General features: G+C 54.3%; 18 protein-coding genes. 11 read left to right on the top strand and 7 right to left on the bottom strand.

Translation table 11 applies throughout. The features are described 5' to 3' along the window. Position 1 precedes the first annotated feature (1 nt). On the top strand, positions 2 to 559 hold the full coding sequence (gene cas6f, locus HMPREF3119_RS00775) for a type I-F CRISPR-associated endoribonuclease Cas6/Csy4 (protein WP_032099201.1): 558 nt from the start codon (positions 2 to 4) through the stop codon (positions 557 to 559). A gap of 102 nt (positions 560 to 661) precedes the next feature. Here cas6f and HMPREF3119_RS19030 read toward each other — a convergent pair whose 3' ends face one another. After that, positions 662 to 994 carry a hypothetical protein gene (locus tag HMPREF3119_RS19030; RefSeq protein ID WP_225310057.1) on the bottom strand — a complete coding sequence of 111 codons (333 nt, stop codon included), beginning with the start codon at positions 992 to 994 and terminating at the stop codon, positions 662 to 664. Between the two features lie 226 nt (positions 995 to 1,220). On the opposite strand from HMPREF3119_RS19030, the gene HMPREF3119_RS00785 reads away from it, so the two are divergent. The 9 genes from HMPREF3119_RS00785 to HMPREF3119_RS00825 are packed head-to-tail and all read left to right on the top strand — an operon-like array spanning position 1,221 to position 11,121. Beyond that, positions 1,221 to 1,940, top strand: coding sequence for a hypothetical protein (locus HMPREF3119_RS00785; protein WP_004240699.1), 720 nt, complete (start codon positions 1,221 to 1,223; stop codon positions 1,938 to 1,940). Then, positions 1,918 to 3,471, top strand: a complete 1,554-nt coding sequence (locus tag HMPREF3119_RS00790; protein ID WP_246829223.1) for a GH3 family acyl-acid amido synthetase — start codon at positions 1,918 to 1,920, stop codon at positions 3,469 to 3,471. The genes HMPREF3119_RS00785 and HMPREF3119_RS00790 overlap by 23 nt, the downstream gene beginning before the upstream one ends. Continuing rightward, on the top strand, positions 3,471 to 4,865 hold the full coding sequence (locus HMPREF3119_RS00795) for a B12-binding domain-containing radical SAM protein (protein WP_070578014.1): 1,395 nt from the start codon (positions 3,471 to 3,473) through the stop codon (positions 4,863 to 4,865). The genes HMPREF3119_RS00790 and HMPREF3119_RS00795 overlap by 1 nt, the downstream gene beginning before the upstream one ends. After that, entirely contained in the window at positions 4,865 to 6,211 is a 1,347-nt protein-coding gene (locus tag HMPREF3119_RS00800; protein ID WP_036418592.1) for a B12-binding domain-containing radical SAM protein, read from the top strand. Before HMPREF3119_RS00795 ends, HMPREF3119_RS00800 begins: the two co-directional genes overlap by 1 nt. Next, the gene (locus HMPREF3119_RS00805; RefSeq protein WP_070578018.1) at positions 6,208 to 7,236 is read left to right on the top strand and encodes a GNAT family protein; all 1,029 of its coding nucleotides are present in this window, start codon (positions 6,208 to 6,210) and stop codon (positions 7,234 to 7,236) included. Before HMPREF3119_RS00800 ends, HMPREF3119_RS00805 begins: the two co-directional genes overlap by 4 nt. Beyond that, a complete protein-coding gene (locus HMPREF3119_RS00810) occupies positions 7,233 to 8,543 on the top strand; it encodes a B12-binding domain-containing radical SAM protein (protein WP_070578021.1) in 1,311 nt (436 codons plus the stop codon). Before HMPREF3119_RS00805 ends, HMPREF3119_RS00810 begins: the two co-directional genes overlap by 4 nt. Next, positions 8,540 to 9,883: a B12-binding domain-containing radical SAM protein gene (locus tag HMPREF3119_RS00815; RefSeq protein WP_032099271.1), complete on the top strand. Its 1,344-nt coding sequence runs from the start codon at positions 8,540 to 8,542 to the stop codon at positions 9,881 to 9,883. Before HMPREF3119_RS00810 ends, HMPREF3119_RS00815 begins: the two co-directional genes overlap by 4 nt. Before the next feature lie 9 nt (positions 9,884 to 9,892). Next, positions 9,893 to 10,501, top strand: coding sequence for a phosphatase PAP2 family protein (locus HMPREF3119_RS00820; protein WP_070578025.1), 609 nt, complete (start codon positions 9,893 to 9,895; stop codon positions 10,499 to 10,501). A gap of 2 nt (positions 10,502 to 10,503) precedes the next feature. After that, complete coding sequence (locus HMPREF3119_RS00825; protein WP_070578028.1) at positions 10,504 to 11,121, top strand: YybH family protein; 618 nt, start codon at positions 10,504 to 10,506, stop codon at positions 11,119 to 11,121. A 168-nt stretch (positions 11,122 to 11,289) separates the two neighbouring features. Here HMPREF3119_RS00825 and HMPREF3119_RS00830 read toward each other — a convergent pair whose 3' ends face one another. The 6 genes from HMPREF3119_RS00830 to rcnR form a co-directional block, all read right to left on the bottom strand. Beyond that, positions 11,290 to 12,210, bottom strand: coding sequence for a fatty acid desaturase family protein (locus HMPREF3119_RS00830; RefSeq protein WP_070578031.1), 921 nt, complete (start codon positions 12,208 to 12,210; stop codon positions 11,290 to 11,292). Further along, positions 12,210 to 13,556, bottom strand: a complete 1,347-nt coding sequence (locus tag HMPREF3119_RS00835) for a B12-binding domain-containing radical SAM protein (protein ID WP_225310060.1) — start codon at positions 13,554 to 13,556, stop codon at positions 12,210 to 12,212. The genes HMPREF3119_RS00830 and HMPREF3119_RS00835 overlap by 1 nt, the downstream gene beginning before the upstream one ends. 82 nt (positions 13,557 to 13,638) lie before the next feature. After that, positions 13,639 to 14,676 carry a methyltransferase gene (locus HMPREF3119_RS00840; RefSeq protein ID WP_036418608.1) on the bottom strand — a complete coding sequence of 346 codons (1,038 nt, stop codon included), beginning with the start codon at positions 14,674 to 14,676 and terminating at the stop codon, positions 13,639 to 13,641. A 173-nt stretch (positions 14,677 to 14,849) separates the two neighbouring features. Further along, positions 14,850 to 16,031 (bottom strand): efflux MFS transporter YdeE, encoded by a 1,182-nt coding sequence (gene ydeE / locus HMPREF3119_RS00845; RefSeq protein ID WP_004238004.1) that lies wholly within the window; start codon positions 16,029 to 16,031, stop codon positions 14,850 to 14,852. 86 nt (positions 16,032 to 16,117) lie between these two features. Then, entirely contained in the window at positions 16,118 to 16,522 is a 405-nt protein-coding gene (locus HMPREF3119_RS00850) for a RidA family protein (protein ID WP_036415211.1), read from the bottom strand. Between the two features lie 198 nt (positions 16,523 to 16,720). Next, on the bottom strand, positions 16,721 to 16,993 hold the full coding sequence (rcnR, locus tag HMPREF3119_RS00855; RefSeq protein WP_004238006.1) for a Ni(II)/Co(II)-binding transcriptional repressor RcnR: 273 nt from the start codon (positions 16,991 to 16,993) through the stop codon (positions 16,721 to 16,723). Between the two features lie 142 nt (positions 16,994 to 17,135). On the opposite strand from rcnR, the gene HMPREF3119_RS00860 reads away from it, so the two are divergent. Further along, complete coding sequence (locus tag HMPREF3119_RS00860) at positions 17,136 to 18,008, top strand: nickel/cobalt efflux transporter (RefSeq protein ID WP_070578034.1); 873 nt, start codon at positions 17,136 to 17,138, stop codon at positions 18,006 to 18,008. Positions 18,009 to 18,139 lie beyond the last annotated feature (131 nt).

The raw sequence follows: 18,139 nt of genomic DNA on the forward strand, positions 1-18,139 counted from the left end.
GATGCGATTTTATCAGACAATCACGATTTTGCCGGATGCACTGATATCGGCAGTATTTCTCCGCCAGCAAATCTGGCGGCAGCTTCACCTGATACTGGCAGAGAATAAAACCGGTGAAAACAGCAGTGCTGTTGCTGTCGCATTTCCGGATTACTGCCGCAAGCCGCAGACACCGGGGAACCGTCTGCGGTTGCTGGCCGGGGATTACCCTTCTCTGGCGGAATTGGGGCTCTCTGTACGGTTAGCTGCTTTTTACCCGTATATCCGGTTAAGCGGGATCTTACCTGTGCCGGAAAAAACGTTACCGGTCAGTTACATCCGTGAACATGTAAAAGGGTTACGCCGTTCTCAGACTGCGGGTGCCGGGCGGTTATTTATCCCGGAAACGCTGCCGTTTATCTGGACGAAATCGTTGTCAGGAGGCAGACATCACCGGCTATTTCCTTTTTTTATCCGGAAACTGGATGCAAAATCTGCCGCAGAAGGGCGGTTTACCTGTTACGGACTGAGTCATAAGAGGACTGAAAGCGGGAGGGTGGCGACAGTGCCTCACTTTTGAGGTGATTTACTGCCATAACGGCAGCTCAGAAATAATTATGATAAAAAAATAATGCACTGCCGGAAATGCCCCCGCACATATGCTGGCAGGGGCGGCAGCTGACTATTGCGGAGGAAAACCGGCTGGGGCGGGAGTAGTGCTGGTGCTGTGTGAACCGGGATCAACAGCAAAGTGTATGTCGGAGGAAAACCGTTTTTTCGGTGCCAGCTCCCATACCACCCGCACCGGAAACTCACCGTATTCTGTTGGTGTACCGTGCAGAATACCGGTTCTGTCGTTAAAACTCAGGCCGATATTGCGCTGGAAATAAATACCGGGAATGGTTACTGCCCGGCCATCGTCCAGCGTTGCGGTTACCGGTGAACTGAACGATTCGGATAACCTGGCGCGGCAGATTTTGACACGGATTGCCGGTTGTCCGGAAGGCTGAGTCATTGTTGCCGGAGCCTTACTGTCAGGTGAGGTATCTGGTGTAACCGCTGTTTTTCCGACGGACTCCGGGCTCTTCACCGGCGCTGAAACGGCTTATGCAATGTTTTTTCATGATATTAAACAAAGATTCAGGCATCGCTGATTGTTTCTGAAATGAAGGTCGCTAAGATAGGCATTCCACTTAAGGAAAAGCGGCAGTGCGGGTAAATCTACCGGAGGAGACGGCGGAATGTCGTATCGCGCATTTTTTCAGCCTGTAAAAACCCTGACACAGGCGCAGCGTCAGGAAATGGCCTCACTCTATTTTATGTATTATACCGGCAGCGACGGTACGCAGTTTTTATCAGATCTCGATCATAAACAGGAAGTTCTGTTTCTGATGTCAGGGGATGAAATGGCCGGGTTCAGTACCCTGCAGTTTTATCCGTTCCGCGGACACCGGATTGTCTATTCCGGCGACACAATTGTGCATCCCGCCCACTGGAAGCAGCAGACGCTGCACGGTGCCTGGCTGCGGCGTATTGCGCTTTTGCGCAGTGAATATCCCGGCGAACGGGTGTTCTGGTTCCTGCTGGTGAAGGGCGTGCGCACTTACCGGTATATGAGCACGCTGGCGCAGACCTTTTATCCGCACTGGAACGGTAATGTCAAAGAACCGGAACTGGCACGGCTGGCGGCGGAACTGGCGAAAGATAAATTCGGCTCACTCTATAACCCGGCCCGCGGCGTGGTGGAATGCCCGTCGGCGTTTGGCTATCTGAACCGCACAATGGCAACGGTCACTGACGCGCAGCGCAGCAAACCGGATGTTGCATTTTTCCTGCACAAAAACCCGCACTATGTCTGCGGCCATGAACTGGTCTGCCTGTGTGAAGTCTCCCCTGATAATGTGGCTAAACGTTATCAGTCACTGTTTGAAGAACCCGATGTTGAGTTCTGCTATGGATAATGCCTGGCAGCATTTCCGTGCCGGGATGCCATCTGTTGCGCCGCAGGGCTCTCTGCGCGAAAGACAGTTCCGCTGGTTATCCGCCTGTCTGGCCGCAAATGCGGCGTGTGAATACGGGCAGCGGTATCATTTTTCCGCTGTAAAATCAGTGGCGGACTATCAGCAGAACGTCCCTCTGACAACCTATTCTGACCTCAGCTCCTTTATCACCCGCATGACGGACGGGGAAGAAAATCTGCTGTGCAGTGCACCGGTCACGGCATTTGAGCTGACCGGCGGCAGTCACAGCGGCGGCAAACTGCTGCCTTATACTTCTGCCGGGTTAACCGATTTCCGTCTTGCTGTCACCGGCTGGCTGCGGGATGTGACCCGCCGTTTTGATCTGACCTCCGGCCATGTTTACTGGGCACTCAGCCCGGCAGTGACGCGGATGACAAAAACGCCCTGTGGTATTCCGGTCGGCGGTGGTGATGCGCTCTATCTGGGGGCGGATAATCTGGCGGCATTCAGTGAATTATCGGCTGTGCCGCTGACACTGGCGCAGGTTGAGGATGCGCCAGACTGGCAGTTACTGACCCTGATTTATCTGCTGCAATGCCCGGATTTACGTCTGATCTCCGTCTGGAGCCCGGTGTTTTTATTTCCGCTGCTCACGGCTCTTGATACCCGGCAGGCTGAGATTTCTGCACTGCTGCGCGACGGCGGGGAAATTGCCGGACATTCGCTGAGTGCTGACCCGGCGGCGCTGGTGCGTTACCGGCGTTATCTGCGGGAACAGAATACCGCGCTGTTATGGCCGCAGCTGGCGCTGATCAGCTGCTGGGATCAGGCTGCGTCCGCCTCACCGGCACAGGCGCTGATGACGCGCTTTCCCGGCGTGACACTTCAGGGCAAAGGGCTGCTCTCCACCGAGGCGGTGATCACCGTTCCGTCTGACTGCGGTGACCCGCAATTGAGTGCAGACAGTAATTTCTATGAATTCCGCCGGGATAACGGGCAGATATATTTGGCGGATGAATTGCTGTCCGGTGAAACATACAGTGTGATTGTCACCACGAATAGCGGGCTGTACCGCTATCAGACCGATGATCTGGTTCTGTGTACCGGCCACACGCCGGAAGGGCTGCCGCAGCTGCGTTTTTGCGGGCGAGAGGGTATATGCAGTGATTTGGTCGGGGAAAAACTGACCGAGCCGTTCGTTTGTGCCGGTTTACCGCCATCGCAGAATTTTGCTGTACTGGCAGCGGATGAGCAGGGCTATGTGCTGCTGCTCAGCGATACCTGCACTGAATCACGGGCACAGGCATATTGTGAGGAAACTGAGCAGTATCTGTGCACCAATCCGCAGTATCACTACGCCCGCCGTATCGGACAGCTTAAACCGCTGACATTCCTCCGCCTGCATCAGCCGGCGGAGCACTATTTTCACCGGCAGCTTCAACGGGGAAAGCGGCTGGGGGAGATTAAAATCCCGGCATTGCTGACCTCGCCTGACTGGCGTGCCATGTTTGAGATCAGGGAGTTTCCGTGATGACACAGACTGTTTATACGCCGCAGCGGCCGCTGGATCTGGTGCTGCTTTCGCCGAAAGGGCCGCTGTACCGCAAGCGGGGCGGGATTTTCAAACGCTCGCTGCGTTATCAGCCGCTGACGCTGACCACCCTTTCCGCACTGGTGCCGAAATCCCTGCCGGTTAATATCCGCCTGATTGATGAAAGTATTGAGGAACTGCCGGAGGATTTCACGGCAGATCTGGTGGCGATGACGGTGATCACGGGGAATGCGCCGCGCGCCTATGAACTGGCGGCACAGATGCGGGCGAAAAATATCCCCGTCGTGCTCGGCGGGCCGCATGTCACACTGCTGCCGCAGGAGGCGCTGCAGCACGCCGATACGATCTGCACCGGCTATTCCGAGCAGAGCTGGCCGCAGCTTATCCGTGATTTTATGGCGGGTAATATGCAGCGTGAATACCGTCAGGGCGCGGATTTCACGCTTGATATCCCGGACTTGCCGTTTCCGGAACGCGAACGGTTTGATACAAAGCATTTTCTCACCCAGGGGGTTTTTGAAGCGACACGCTCCTGTGCTCACAACTGTGAGTTCTGTGTTGCACCGAGTGCCTGGGGGCGTAAGCAGTTTCAGCATCCGGTGGAGTGGGTGGTTGAGGATATCCGCCGTTATGTGGAGCGCACCGGCAAACGGAAAGTAATTTTTGTCGACCTGAACCTGGTGTCGGATATCGGTTATGCCAAACGGCTGTTTACCGCACTGATCCCGCTGAATATCCGCTGGTTTGGTTTATCCACCGTGCTGATAGCTCATAACCACGAACTGATGGAACTGATGGCCCGCAGCGGCTGCAAAGGGCTGCTGCTGGGGCTGGAAACGGTCAGTGATGGCAGCCTGAAAGATGCCGGGAAGAAATTTAACGGCTCGGTGGATTATAAAGAACTGATAGGCGACCTGCACCGGCTGGGAATTGCGATTCAGGGCTGTTTTGTATTCGGTCTGGATCACGACACCACCGATGTGTTTGACCGTACGGTGGATCTGGCTATCGATGCCGGGATTGATTTACCACGTTTCTCAGTGCTGACACCGTTCCCGGGCACGCCGCTGTTTAAGCGCCTTGAGGAAGAACAGCGGATTTTAACCACGGACTGGTCGCTGTATGACGCGCAACATGTGGTATTCCGCCCGGCGCTGATGAGTGCGCATGAGCTGGAACTGGGTCACGAACGCGCCTGGAAAAAAGTGTACCGTTACCGCAGCATCGCGAAGCGGCTGTGGCAGGCGCGTAACTTTAAACCGCTGGCGCTGACGGCAAATCTGGGTTACCGCTTCTATGCGAATCACCTGCATCAGTATTACACCTGTGACTGGCCGGTTGAACACCGTCCGGCGAAGTCGGGCAGCCACTGATGCGGCTGACATTTATTCATCCGGCGATCGGCCACCGGCGCGGCGAAACCTATCTGCGATCCTGGCAGATGGAGCCTCTGCCGGTCGCGGCACTGAAAGGGCTGACACCGGTGGATATTGAAACACGGTTTTACGACGATCGTCTGGAGCTGATCCCGTTTGATGAACCGGCAGATCTGATCTCAATTTCAGTTGAAACCTATACCGCGAAGCGGGCCTATCAGATAGCCAGTGAGTACAGAAAGCGCGGTGTGCCGGTGCTGATGGGCGGGTTTCACGCCACGCTGATGCCGGAGGAAGTGAAACGCTTTGCGGATGTCATTATCACCGGAGAGGCGGAATCAGTCTGGGAAACCATGATTGATGATTTACGCCACGGCACACTGCAGCGGGAATATCACGGAACACAGACTGATCTGCGCAGTATCCGTGTTGATCGCAGCCTGTTCGCGGGAAAACGTTATCTGCCGATAGGGCTGGTGGAAACCGGGCGCGGCTGCCGTTTCCACTGTGAATTCTGTGCGGTGCAGTCGTTCTATCAGCAGCGTTACCGGCGGCGCGATCCGGATCATGTGCTGAGGGAACTGGCGGGTCTCAAAGGCACAAAAAATCTGTTTTTCTTTGTGGATGATAATTTCGCGGGCAGCCTGCGGGAAAGCCGCGAGTTTCTGCCGGCACTGGCGAAAGCCGGGATCCGCTGGGTGACCCAGATGAGTATTGATGCCGCGCATGATGAGGAATTTGTCCGCGCATTGTCACAGGCTGGTTGCCGGGGCGTGCTGATTGGCTTCGAATCCCTGAATGAAGCCAATCTGCGGCAGATGAAAAAAGGCTTTAACACCATGAAAGGCGGATACAGTCAGGCGCTGGCTAACCTGCGTCGCCATCATATCGCCGTTTACGGCACATTTGTGTTCGGCTATGACCATGATACCCCGGACTCCTTCGGCGAGGCGGTGGCCTACGCCCGCGAACAGAGTATGTATATCGCGGCATTCAACCATATGACGCCGTTTCCGGGAACGCCGCTTTATGCGCGGCTGGCGCAGGAAAACCGCCTGCGCTTTGAGCACTGGTGGCTCGATGATCACTACCGTTACAACGAACTGCCGTTCAGTCCGGCACAGCTGTCTCCGGAGGCAGTAACGCAGGGGTGCCTCTCAGCAAGGAAGGCATTTTACAGTTCACGTTCGATTCTTCAGCGCAGCTGGCGTAACCGGGGCGATTTCTTTATGTTTCGCAACTATTTCCCGATTAACTGGCTGCATCACCGTGAAATCAGCTGCCGCAACGGCTATCCGCTCGGTGATGAGAATTGGCAGGGTAAATTAGCAGAGGTTAAATGATAGAGGTTATTGACGCGACAACGGAGCATATCGCAGATTTACTCAGGCTCCTTGAAGATAATGCCATGCAGGGGGACTGGGAGCTGGTGATGACCCGGCGGCCCGGTTATTTTTCTCCGAGGGATGATTTCGGTGAAGTCTATCCGGCACTGGCAAGAGACGGAGATACCCTGGTCGGCATGTGCCAGCTGAGCATACAGAGCGGCTGGGTTAACGGCGAAGAAGCGCGGATGGGTTATCTCGGCAGTCTGCGTATTGTGCCGAAATACCGTAATCACCTGAAAGTGTTACAGGCCGGATTTTCTTATCTGCGCCAGCTGCCGACACCGGATCACTGTTATACCAGTATTGCGGAGAATAATTTACTGGCCCGGCGCCTGCTGGAGCGCGGTGTGGAAGGATTGCCGTTCTACCGTTTTCTGAGCAGCATGAGCACGCTGGCGATCAGCAAAAGCAGAGGCAAAGACAGAGGACTGTGGAAAGTGGTGCCGCCGGAGGATTACACCGATGTCATCCGTTTCTTTGCACAGGAATCCGCTTCCCGTCAGCTGGCACCGGCGCTGAACCTGAAAGCGATGCAGCAAACCGGTATTACGGTGCTCGGCAGTTATCAGAACGGGCAACTGGTTGCCTGCGGTATGCTCTGGGATCAGCGTGCTTTCAAACAGGTTATTGTGGCCGGTTACTCCGGCAGAATGAAAATGCTGCGCCCGCTTTACAACGCCTTTGCCGGAATGACCCGGCGGCCGCAGATGCCGGCGGCGGGGGAAGTTATTCCTCAGAGTTTTCTGTCATTCCTGGCCTGTACCGATGATACCAAACTGCCGGATCTGATTGAGGAAGCGCTGTTGCACTGCACCACCCCTGTTATGACCGTCGGGCTGCCGTCGGGGCATATCTGCACTAATGATGTGATTAAACGTACCGGGGCATCCGTTTACCGCACCCGGATTTACGGCGTTGATCTGACTGCCGCACCACAGTGGGACGGCCGCATTGTCTGGCCGGAGATAGCGCTGCTGTGAATATCGTGCTGATCTACCCGAACATGGGGGATTACCGCACGAAAGATGCTATGACGCCATTGGCGATCGGTATCCTGGCTGCCCTGTCGCCGGGGCACCGGGTCACATTTTATGACGACCGGCTGGATAACATCCCGGAATCACTGCCTGATGCGGATCTGATCGCCATTTCGGTGGAAACCTTCACGGCACAGCGCAGTTATCAGCTGGCTGACCGGTTCCGCCGTCAGGGAAAAACCGTGGTGATGGGCGGCTGCCACGTCACTTTTATGCCGGATGAAGCACTGCAGCATGCGGACAGCGTGCTGCTCGGTGATGCGGAAGGGGCGTGGGAACAGATGCTGGCGGATTGTGAACAGAATGCACTGAAACCCCGTTACCGGGGCGCGCATGACCGCCCGCTTGCCGGTTACCGTCTTGACCGGACCATTTTTGAGGGTAAACGCTACGCGCCGGTGTCGCTGGTGCAGTTCTCGCGCGGCTGCCGGTTTGCCTGTGATTTTTGCTCTATCCATGCATTTTATCCGGAAGGTGTGCGCACCCGGCCGGTTGATGAGATGCGGGATGAAATTTTATCTCTGCCTGCAAAGCGCTTTCTGATTTTTGTGGATGACAATCTTTTTGCCGGTAAGCGGGCGCTGAATGAGTTGCTGGCGATGCTCACACCACTGAAACGCCGCTGGGGATGCCAGATAAGTATCGATATCGCCCGTAATGAGGAAATGCTGGATAAACTGGCCGCCGCCGGCTGCTGCTTCGTGCTGATCGGCTTTGAAAGCCTGAATGAAACCACGCTGAGGCGGATGGGAAAATCCCGCAGCCATACGGCGGATGATTATGCTGCCGTACTGGCGGCGCTGTACCGGCGTGGTATCTGTGTCTACGGCACTTTTATTTTCGGCTATGACGAAGACACGCCGGAGACCATCCGCAGCACACTGGCGTTTGCGGAGAGTAACAAACTGGCGATTGCCAATTTTAACCTGCTGATCCCGACCCCCGGCACGGCGTTGTATGCCCGGCTGGAGGCTGAAGGACGGCTGATTTATCCGGCCTGGTGGCTTGACCCGGATTTCCGCTACGGCGAACCGGCTTTCCGGCCGGGCGGAATGAATACCGCAGAACTGGCTGCCGGATGTTTTTATGCCCGCACCCGCTTTTATCGTTATGCATCTGTTATCCGGCGTCTGTGCCGTTCCGGCTGCCGGAGTGGCTGGCGCACGCTGCTGGTCGCCTGGCTTTACAATATTGCCTCGCACCGGGATATCGCCCGCAAGCAGGGAAAACGCCCGGGAGAAAAAGAGTGAAACTGATACTGATTAAACCGAATATCGGCCGTCAGGAGCACAGTCTGTATGTGGATGAGGGGCGGATGGAGCCGCTGATGCTCGGTGTTCTCGCCGGTCTGACGCCGCCGGATGTGGAAGTGGTGCTGTATGACGACCGGATGGAAGCCATTCCTTATGATGAACCGGCAGATCTGGTCGCTATTACGGTCGAAACGTTTACTGCGCGCCGCGCTTATGAGATTGCCGCGGAATACAGGGCCCGTGATGTGCGGGTGGTGATGGGTGGGATCCACGCCACACTGCTGCCGGAAGAAGTGGCGCAGCATTGTGACAGTATTTTTACCGGTGACGCGGAAACACGCTGGACAGAGATGATCCGTGATGCGGAGAAAGGCCGCCTGAAGCCGCGCTATGATGCTCCTGCCGGAGTCGGCCAGGTCGATCATAATCTGTGCGGCTGCCTGCCGCGCCGGGATATCTTCCGGGGGAAAGGCTATCTGCCGATCAGCCTGATGCAGTTTACCCGCGGCTGTCGCTTCGCCTGCCGTTTCTGTGCGGTCAGCCGTTATTTCGGGCGGCAGCACTATATCCGCCGGATCGATGAAGTGGTGCGGGAGATAGAAACACAGAAACCGAAATTTATCTTTTTTGTTGATGACAATATCGCGTCTGATCACCGCGAGCTGAGTGAGCTGTGCAGTGCGCTGATCCCGCTGAATGTGCACTGGATAAGCCAGGCAAGCCTGGATATGACCCGTAACCGCCGTCTGATGTCGCTGTTACAGCAGAGCGGCTGCTGGGGTAATGTGATGGGATTTGAATCCATCAACCCGGACAGTCTGCGTGATGCGCGAAAATCGCCGAATATGCGGACATTTTCACAGTATCGTGAGGAAATTTCGGTATTACGGGACTTCGGATTGCAGACCTGGGCGGCGTTTACCCTGGGGTATGACCACGATACGGCAGAAACCGTGGAAGATACCGTGGCATTCGCCCTGAAAAACCGCTTTGCGTTCGCCGCCTATAACATTCTGATGCCGTACCCGAACACACCGCTGTATCAGCAGATGGCGCAGGAAAACCGCCTGCTGTTTGACGGGAAATGGTGGCTGCATCCGGAATACCGTTTTAATCAGGCCGCCTTTCAGCCTGCAAATATGAGCCCCGAAACGCTGACAGAACTGTGCCATGCCGCACGCAGCCGTTTTAACAGTGTGCCGTCGATTATCCGCCGTTTTTCTGATTTGCGTCTGACGCTGCAATCCTTATCGCGGATGGCAACTTTCTGGCGTTATACCCTGTTATTCCGCAAAGAGGTGCATAAAAAACACCGGATGCGTTTTGGTTTAAAATAAGGGGGATGAATGAATACCGATCCGGATTCTTTTTCCCGCCGGGTGATCAGTTATCTGCTGTGGTGTATTCCGGTCAGTGTGGTGTTTTTCACGGTTTACCCGCTGATGAATGCGTATACGGCCGGGCGCGGCAGCCTGTATGCCTTGTGGTTTCCGGCTGAACTGAATATCCCGTTTGTACCCGGTTTTATCTGGGTGTACTGCTCGTTTTACCTGATTATTCTGATGCCGGTTTTGTTTCTGCCGCGCCGGGAGCACCGGCAACTGGCACTCACCTTTATGGTGATGACATTACTGGGCGGCGTGATCTTTTTTCTGTTTCCGGCACAGCTCGGTTTTGTCCGCCAGGTACCGGAATCGCCGCTGTACCGGACGATGTACACGACACTGTTTGCGCTGGATCATCCGCATAATCTGGTGCCGTCCCTGCATGTGGCCTGGTCGTGCGCGGCGGTGCTGGCCATTATCCGCCATACCGGACGCGGGCTGACACTGTTGTTTCTGTTGTGGCTGGTGCTGATTGTACTGTCTGTACTGCTGGTTCATCAGCACCATGTGGCGGATGTGGTCACCGGCCTGCTGTTGGCGGTAACGGTTTCATATATGATGAGGAAATAATGATGAAAAGGATAATTATCAGTGCGTTAATGATATTCAGTTTTTCGGTGTATGCGCAGCCCGGAGAAGAGGACGGCGCTATCCATGATGAACTGCGGCAGGTGATCGGCACTGTGGAAAGCGCCATCAACAGCGGGGATTATGACAAAATGCTGCCGGTGATGAGTGAAAATCTGCGTGCCACGCCCATCACTCAGGAGTTTATCTCCGGCAAAGCAGCAATAAAACCGTATTTTGAATCCTGGTTCGGGCCGGACAAATTCCTGAAAAAACTGAATATCAGTTTTAATGCCGATGTGGTGACGGAATTATCCCCGGATAAAACCTGGGGTGTCGCCTACGGTAAAGGGATGGAAAAATATCAGCTGAGTGACGGCCGTACCTACGATTTTCCGACCCGCTGGACTGCGACGGTTGCGCTTGAGGACGGCGCCTGGAAAATCCGCTCTATCCATATCGGTACCGATTTCACGGATAACCCGCTGCTGAATGAAACCCGCAATGCCTTACAGGGCATGATGTACGGAGCGGGTGGTCTGGTGATTGGTTTGCTGGCCGGTATTGTGCTGTTCCGCCGTAAAAGTGTGGTAAAACCGGCGACAGAAGCTGGAAAGAAATAATATTTTAATAAATCAGTGGATTATGTAAGTCGTCGGGTAACGGGCAGGCGAACGAAAAGCATGCGCGTCATGGATTACGCGCCTGAGCGCACAGGGAGGTATTTACCGCGACTTTTCGTTTTGCCCGTTATCAGACGTTGCACGGACTGACAGAAATCACTATCCCTTTTATTTTTCCGGCGGAAACAGAAAATCCAGATCCGCTGCCGCGCCCATCTGCGGTGCAGGCCGCACACCATAGCGCCACATGGTGAAATAGACACGCCAGAAGGTCGGACGCGGCTGGTCATCCACCAGCGACGGCAGTTCATACCACGGTGCCTGCGGGTGCTGGTGGTGCGCGAGATGGCAGTGATAATTCAGCGCCAGCCAGCGGGAGACCGGCAGTACTTTCAGGTTCCACGCGCCGTTCATCACATCGCGGCGGCTCCAGGCGTGATCCGCATATTGCAGGGCCGACCAGTGCAGCGCAAAAGCCCACAGGCAGATCAGATAACCGGCCGCACTTAAGTCCAGCGCCCAAAACAGCAGTGCCTGCCAGAGAAATGCACCGAGCAGTTCACTCCAGATGGTCAGCGGCGGCAGTTTTGCCAGTTCCGGCACCTGTGACCCGAACCCCAGTGCCGGGGCGATTTTGGTGACAAACACCCGTGAACGGTACACGCCCGGAGCAATAAACCAGAGAAGATTGCCCAGCAGTACGCAAAAATAGTACAGGCCGAGCAGATTGCCGCCGTACATCCAGATATTGCGCAGCCAGCGCGGCTGGTTTGGCAGGTAATAATCATACAGCTCTTTATCTGTCCGGTTATTTTTATGGTGATTCAGATGCGCACGGCGCTGCAGGGTAAAAGAAGTCGGAAACGCCCACGCGGCAATAATCCCGATGGCGCGATTACCGGCGGCAGTGCGGGCGGCCACACCATGTACCGCTTCATGCAGAATAGCGAACGGCATATTGTTAATCAGCATAAAACCGATCAGGGCAGGCAGTGCATAATACCAGGCGAGATGGCTCACTCCCCATAAACAGGACGCTGCCGCAGTCATCGAAAAAATCAGCAGAATACTGTTGAGTAAAAGACGCATCAGTCTGTTTTCCTTGTGTTATTCGTCACTATTGCCGGGTTGAACAGCCCGGTTTTTTCATGGCGTAACCGGCGGGCGTACAGCCGGAAGCCGAGATTGGCCGCCAGGCGGATAAAACGGCTGCCCGGACGGTGCAATACCCGGCGCAGAATGGCCGTCAGACGGTATGTTTCCCGCCAGGCTTCGTGCAGTAAGGATTGCAGGGTTTCCGGTGACATATTTTGCGGCTGAAAAACCACATGTTCGTTGTCATACAGGCTCAGGTCCTGTGTGATTAAGCGGCCGTTTTCCGCCATCCGCTGCCACAGCCGTGTACCCGGCAGTGGGGTGAGGACAGAAAAACGTACCAGATCCAGCCCGAGAGACGGGATCTGCCGTATCGTATCGCGGATGCTCTCCGGGGTGTCTTCATCAAACCCGAGCACAAAACAGCCGAGTGCGGCAATCCGGTTATCGCGCAGCCGCCGGATCTGACGGCGGTATTCGCTGACCTGGTTACAATTCTTGCCGGTGGCCGTCATGGTCTGCTGACTGAGGTTTTCCAGCCCGATAAGCAGGCCTTCGCAGCCGCTGTCACACATCGCCCGGAAAACCTCGTCGTCATCCGTCACATTGAGTGTCGCCAGTCCCGACCAGCGGATTTTCAGCGGGATCAGTGCCCGGAACAGTTCCAGACTGTACTGCCGGTCGGCGTACAGATTAGGGTCGAGGAATATCCAGCGCTGTCTGCCGCTCTGTTTTATCTCGTTAATCACATCTGCCGCTGGCCGTGCTGTGCCTTTGCGTCCCCACTGATGCTGCACCGAACAGAATTCACAGGCAAGCGGACAACCACGGTCGGCAATAATAGTGGCGATATTCATGTAGGCGCGGGACGGCAGCAGATCACGGCGCGGCACCGGCATCGGCAGAAAGCCGCGCTCAGGGCGGTGCTGATAACGCGGTTGCGGATGTCCGTCAGCCATATCCTGTAAAAATTGCGGCCAGATGAGTTCACCGGCACCGATGAGGACGGTATCGGCGTGTTGTGCCGCCTCATCCGGCTGCAGTGTGACGTGTGCGCCGCCCATTGCGGTTCTTGCCCCGCGTTCGCGCCAGTAGCGGCACAGCGCATAGGCGCGGGGGGAAGAGGAGGCGGTGGCGGTGATCACCACCAGATCAAAATCCCCGGCAGTGACCGGCGGGGAAACGCCTTCATCACAAAGGGTCAGTTCGGCATTCAGATGCGGGGGAACCAGGGCGGCGAGGGTGATAAGGGTCAGCGGGGCATAGCTGATCGCCACGGAAAACGCGCTTTTCCGGTAGCGGTAAGTCCTGTCAAACGGCAAAATCAGTAATATTCTCACCGGTGCTTCCTGCTCCGCAGCTGACATAAGGACTTTTACAATGGCACAGTACGTCCGGGAACGCACTGTGCCGGATCAAAGATCAGGCCGCAACCACTTCAAGCACAGAGATATAGCATTCAGTCGGGATAAGGCGGTTTATTTTCAGTCCTGCTTCAGCCAGCAGAGCCTCAAACTCCGGAATAGTCCGCTCACCGCCGCCGGGCAGAATCGCCATACAGAGAATACCCATACCATAATGCGCCGCCGGATTGGTTTCCGGATGCACAACGGATTCGATGATCAGCAGTTTACTGTCCGGTTTCATGGCCTTGCAGCAGTTTTTCAGTACAGCGAGGGCGTTGGCATCATCCTGATTAAAAATGACTTTTTTCAGCAGATACATATCCGCCTGCGGCACGGATTTAAAGAAGTCACCGCCGTCCAGCGACCAGCGGGAATCGTCACCCAGCTGAGACAGGTATTTGTCTGATATCACATGCGGGCTGTCGAACAGGGTGGCGGTCAGTGTCGGGTCGCTGCGCAAAATCCGCAGCAGCAGTGAGCCTTCGCCGCCGCCGATATCGGCAATATGGCACGATGACGGGAAGTTATAAGCCCGGGTGACAAAATAGTTTTCCATCTCTGACAGGGCGGACATCCCGGACGGAAAATTATAGCTGTCGTTGCGGTTGGGTTTGGTGGCCTGATATTCGTAGAAGGTTTTACCGAACAGCTTTTTAAAGTTCAGTTCACCGCGAACGGATTCATTAAGCTGACCAATGGTTGACCAGTAAGTATTATCGGTCAGTGTCAGAACGGCATCCCGCTGTGAGCAGGGGTGATCACGGCGGAGAAACTCCGCATCAGGAGAGAGCCGGTAACTGTCATCATCCGTACCGGTGAAAATACCGTTCAGTGCCAGCATCCGCAGAATGCGGCGCAGGTTATCCGGATCCGAGCCGGTGCGTTCTGCCAGTGCGGTAACAGAGAGCGGCCCGTCAGCCAGATGGTCGGCAATATTCAGCTCTGCCGCAACCCGCAGACAACCGGGCAGCGCCAGCCCGAGAGTCACATTCAGGATACGGATGACAGATTGCTCTTCCGCCGGACTCATCAAATCCGGTTCAGTATAAGACATAGCGGTAACTCCTTTCTGACATGAATAACAGGGCTGGTCAGAGTGCCTGATGCGGCATACAGCACTCTCTATGTTAAATAAAACTAAACAATAGAGGGAGGATAGCTCAGCAGCAGAAAATTACCGTATCGGAATATGAAGTATTATTAATTAATGATAAGTGAATCAAATATTCACTGATGAATGAGCCTGTTTCTGCTGATCTTCAGGCCGCGCATCATACACAGCCAGGCGCAGGCGGAAACACCAATCAGCAGCAGCCACAGGGTATTTGGCGGGAAATAGGTCAGCACACCGCCGGTCATCAGCGGGTTAAAGGCACCGCCGAGCCAGCCGAGGGATTGAGCGGAAAAGTAGCTGGATTTCATGCCGTCCGGCGCAATGTTGTCGATCAGCATATATTCACCCGGCGCATAAATCAGTTCACCGAGGGTAAAGACAAATGCAGCAATTCCCCAGAACACAAGGTTGCTGCCTGACATCATAAATCCGGCCAGTCCGGCCATAAAAAAGAGTGTACCGAGAGTCATCAGCTTTTGCAGATTGTCTGTGCTTATCCGGCGGCCGACCATATATTGCAGTGAAACCACTACTGCAGCATTGACCGGCAGTACCACACCAATCACTTTTTCTGCCAGTGTGGTATCTGCCACCGTCAGGACATACTGGGAAATACAGGCGGAAAACGAACCAAACACCAGCGATCCCAGAAAGGCGGATAATGTGAACCAGAGCAGGGCTTTATCATGCAGCATGACAGAAGGCTGCCAGGTGGTACTGTTGCTGCCGGAGGCAGAAGGCGGCACGCTGCGGACAAAACGCTGAATAAAGAATATCGGGAATGAGGCGGTGCAGGCCGCCAGCCAGAACGGCAGATCCGCGCTGTACATCAGCAGGCCGGTACCAATCGGCGGCCCGACAGTCCAGCCCATATTGACGAAGGTATAGTTCAGGGAAAAGACTTTGGTTTTGCGCGCCGGTGGCAGTGTATCGGCGAAATAGGCTTTCAGCACCGTAGCAAAAACGGAGTAGGCGCAGTTAATGAGTGAAAAGAAGACAACGACGAGCGCGATATTATGAGTCAGCGGTATGGCGATAAATCCGGCGATATAAACCAGAATTGCCATCAACATATAGCGCTTTTTATCAAATTTGTCCGCAATAATGCCAAAACCGAGACTGAATAACACGCCGGTTGTCAGTGCGACCGTCAGTGCCACCCCGACCTGATCCACCGCCATGTCATACTGACGGCTGAGATAAATCGCCATAAACGGGATAGTGGCACCCCGTCCGATAGTAATTAAGAATGAGGAAGCGAGCAGTGCAATGGTGGAACGGGTGGCGGCTTGCATGGTGACATTCTCAGTATTTTTATTTTATTTTTTAATATTCACGTAATCAATATCATGCAAATCAGGCGCTGTACAGCGCCTTCCGGTTACGGCAGCACGGCGTGAGCTTCGATTTCAATCAGCCATTCGGGCAGCGATAATCCGCTGACAATAATCCATGATGAGGCGGGGGCATTATCTGCAAATTTTTCTTTCAGCACATCCGCAATTGCCATTTGTTCATCGTGTGAATCCGCACCGGCACGGATATAAATCCGCAGCATAACCACATCAGACAGAGAACCGCCGGCTGCCGCGAGGGCACGGGCAATATTGTCCACCGATTGTGCGGCTTGTTCCCGCATACCGCCTGCGATTGTCACTTCATTATGATCAACGCCGACCTGTCCTGACAGAAATAACTGCCGGGTGCCGGTTGTTTCCACGACCTGACTGAAACCGTATTGCAGGGAATTAAACAGTGAGGGCGGATTAATCCGTTTTATAGTCATAACAGCCTTTTCAGCAGTGAAACAAAAGAAAATGTCGTTTTATCATAGATTATTTCAGACGCTGTAAATTAACTGATTATTAACAGCATTCTTTATTTTCAGTCTCTGTGCGGGAGATGAATAAAAAGGGGGCTCAGTGAGTCTCTGAGATATACAGGAGGGCGCCGGGGATTTTTACAACACCGGATTAATTTTTCTTTACTTAATATAAGAATCCAGCACCTTCAGGACAATATCCAGATCACCCTGACGTTTTTCCTCATCTTCCTCATGAACTACGTGTTCAATCAGGTGACCCTTAATCACTTCCCGCATTAACCCGTTTACCGCGCCACGGATAGCCGCAATCTGTTGCAGCACGGCGGAGCACTCATGCGGTTCATCGAGCATTTTTTTCAGTGAGTTGACCTGCCCCTGAATTTTACTGGCGCGGTTCTGAAGTTTCTGTCTGTCCCTGATGGTATGTGACATGGCAACCCCGTGAAATAAGGTGAAAAGAAAGTGACGGGCAAAATAGTAGCATCTTCGTGATACAAAGAGGTAGTGTAATTATACTGGGGGGGAGTATACTCAATTCACGCTTTCTTCATTCTGAAAACAGGGATCACACGTCATGACCGATTTTGCCTCTTTACTGCAGCAGGGAAATGCCTGGTTTTTTATCCCGGGCGCGATTGCACTGGGTGCGCTGCACGGCCTGGAGCCGGGTCACTCAAAAACCATGATGGCGGCTTTTATTATTGCGGTGAAAGGGACGGTCAGACAGGCAGTAATGCTGGGACTGGCGGCGACGTTGTCGCATACTCTGATAGTCTGGCTGATTGCCCTCGGGGGGATGTATATCAGTACCCGGTTCACGCCGGAAGCCGTAGAGCCGTGGTTACAAATGGTGTCGGCGGTGATTATTCTGGCAACCGCGTTCTGGATGTTTATGCGGACATACCGCGGTGAAAAAAACTGGCTGACAGAAATGCAGCAGGAAAGTCATACACACAGTGATCATCATCATGAGCATGATCATCATCACAGCCATGAACATGACCACGATCATCATCACCATCATGCAGAGCATCACCACGATCCTCACGACCACCATGATGACGAATATCAGGATGCGCATGCCAGAGCACATGCGCATGAAATCAAAACCCGGTTTACCGGCGGCAAAGCCACCAACAGCCAGGTGTTACTGTTCGGCCTGACCGGCGGGTTAATTCCGTGTCCGGCTGCGATTACTGTTTTGCTGATCTGTCTGCAGCTGAAAGCTTTTACCCTGGGGGCAACCATGGTGCTCAGTTTCAGTATCGGGTTGGCACTGACACTGGTCACAGTCGGTGTGGTAACCGCGGTGGGGTTGCGCCAGGTCAGCCGCCGCTGGCAGGGGCTGGGTGATATTGCCAAAAAAGCACCGTACTTTTCGGCGGCGCTGATAGCGCTGGTCGGGCTTTATATGGGGATCCACGGCTATATGGGGCTGGCAAACTGATACCATTTGCCGGTGTGGTAGTTTGAGGTGAATCAAAAAGAGCTTGCCGGATAACAAAATATATGGCTTAATATTGGCATTGGTTTGGAAGTACAGACCTATTTATGTCAGTCCGATTTTAAGTTGTTCTC

Origin of the sequence: Morganella sp. HMSC11D09, assembly GCF_001807955.1 — a bacterium.
GTDB lineage: Bacteria > Pseudomonadota > Gammaproteobacteria > Enterobacterales > Enterobacteriaceae > Morganella > Morganella morganii.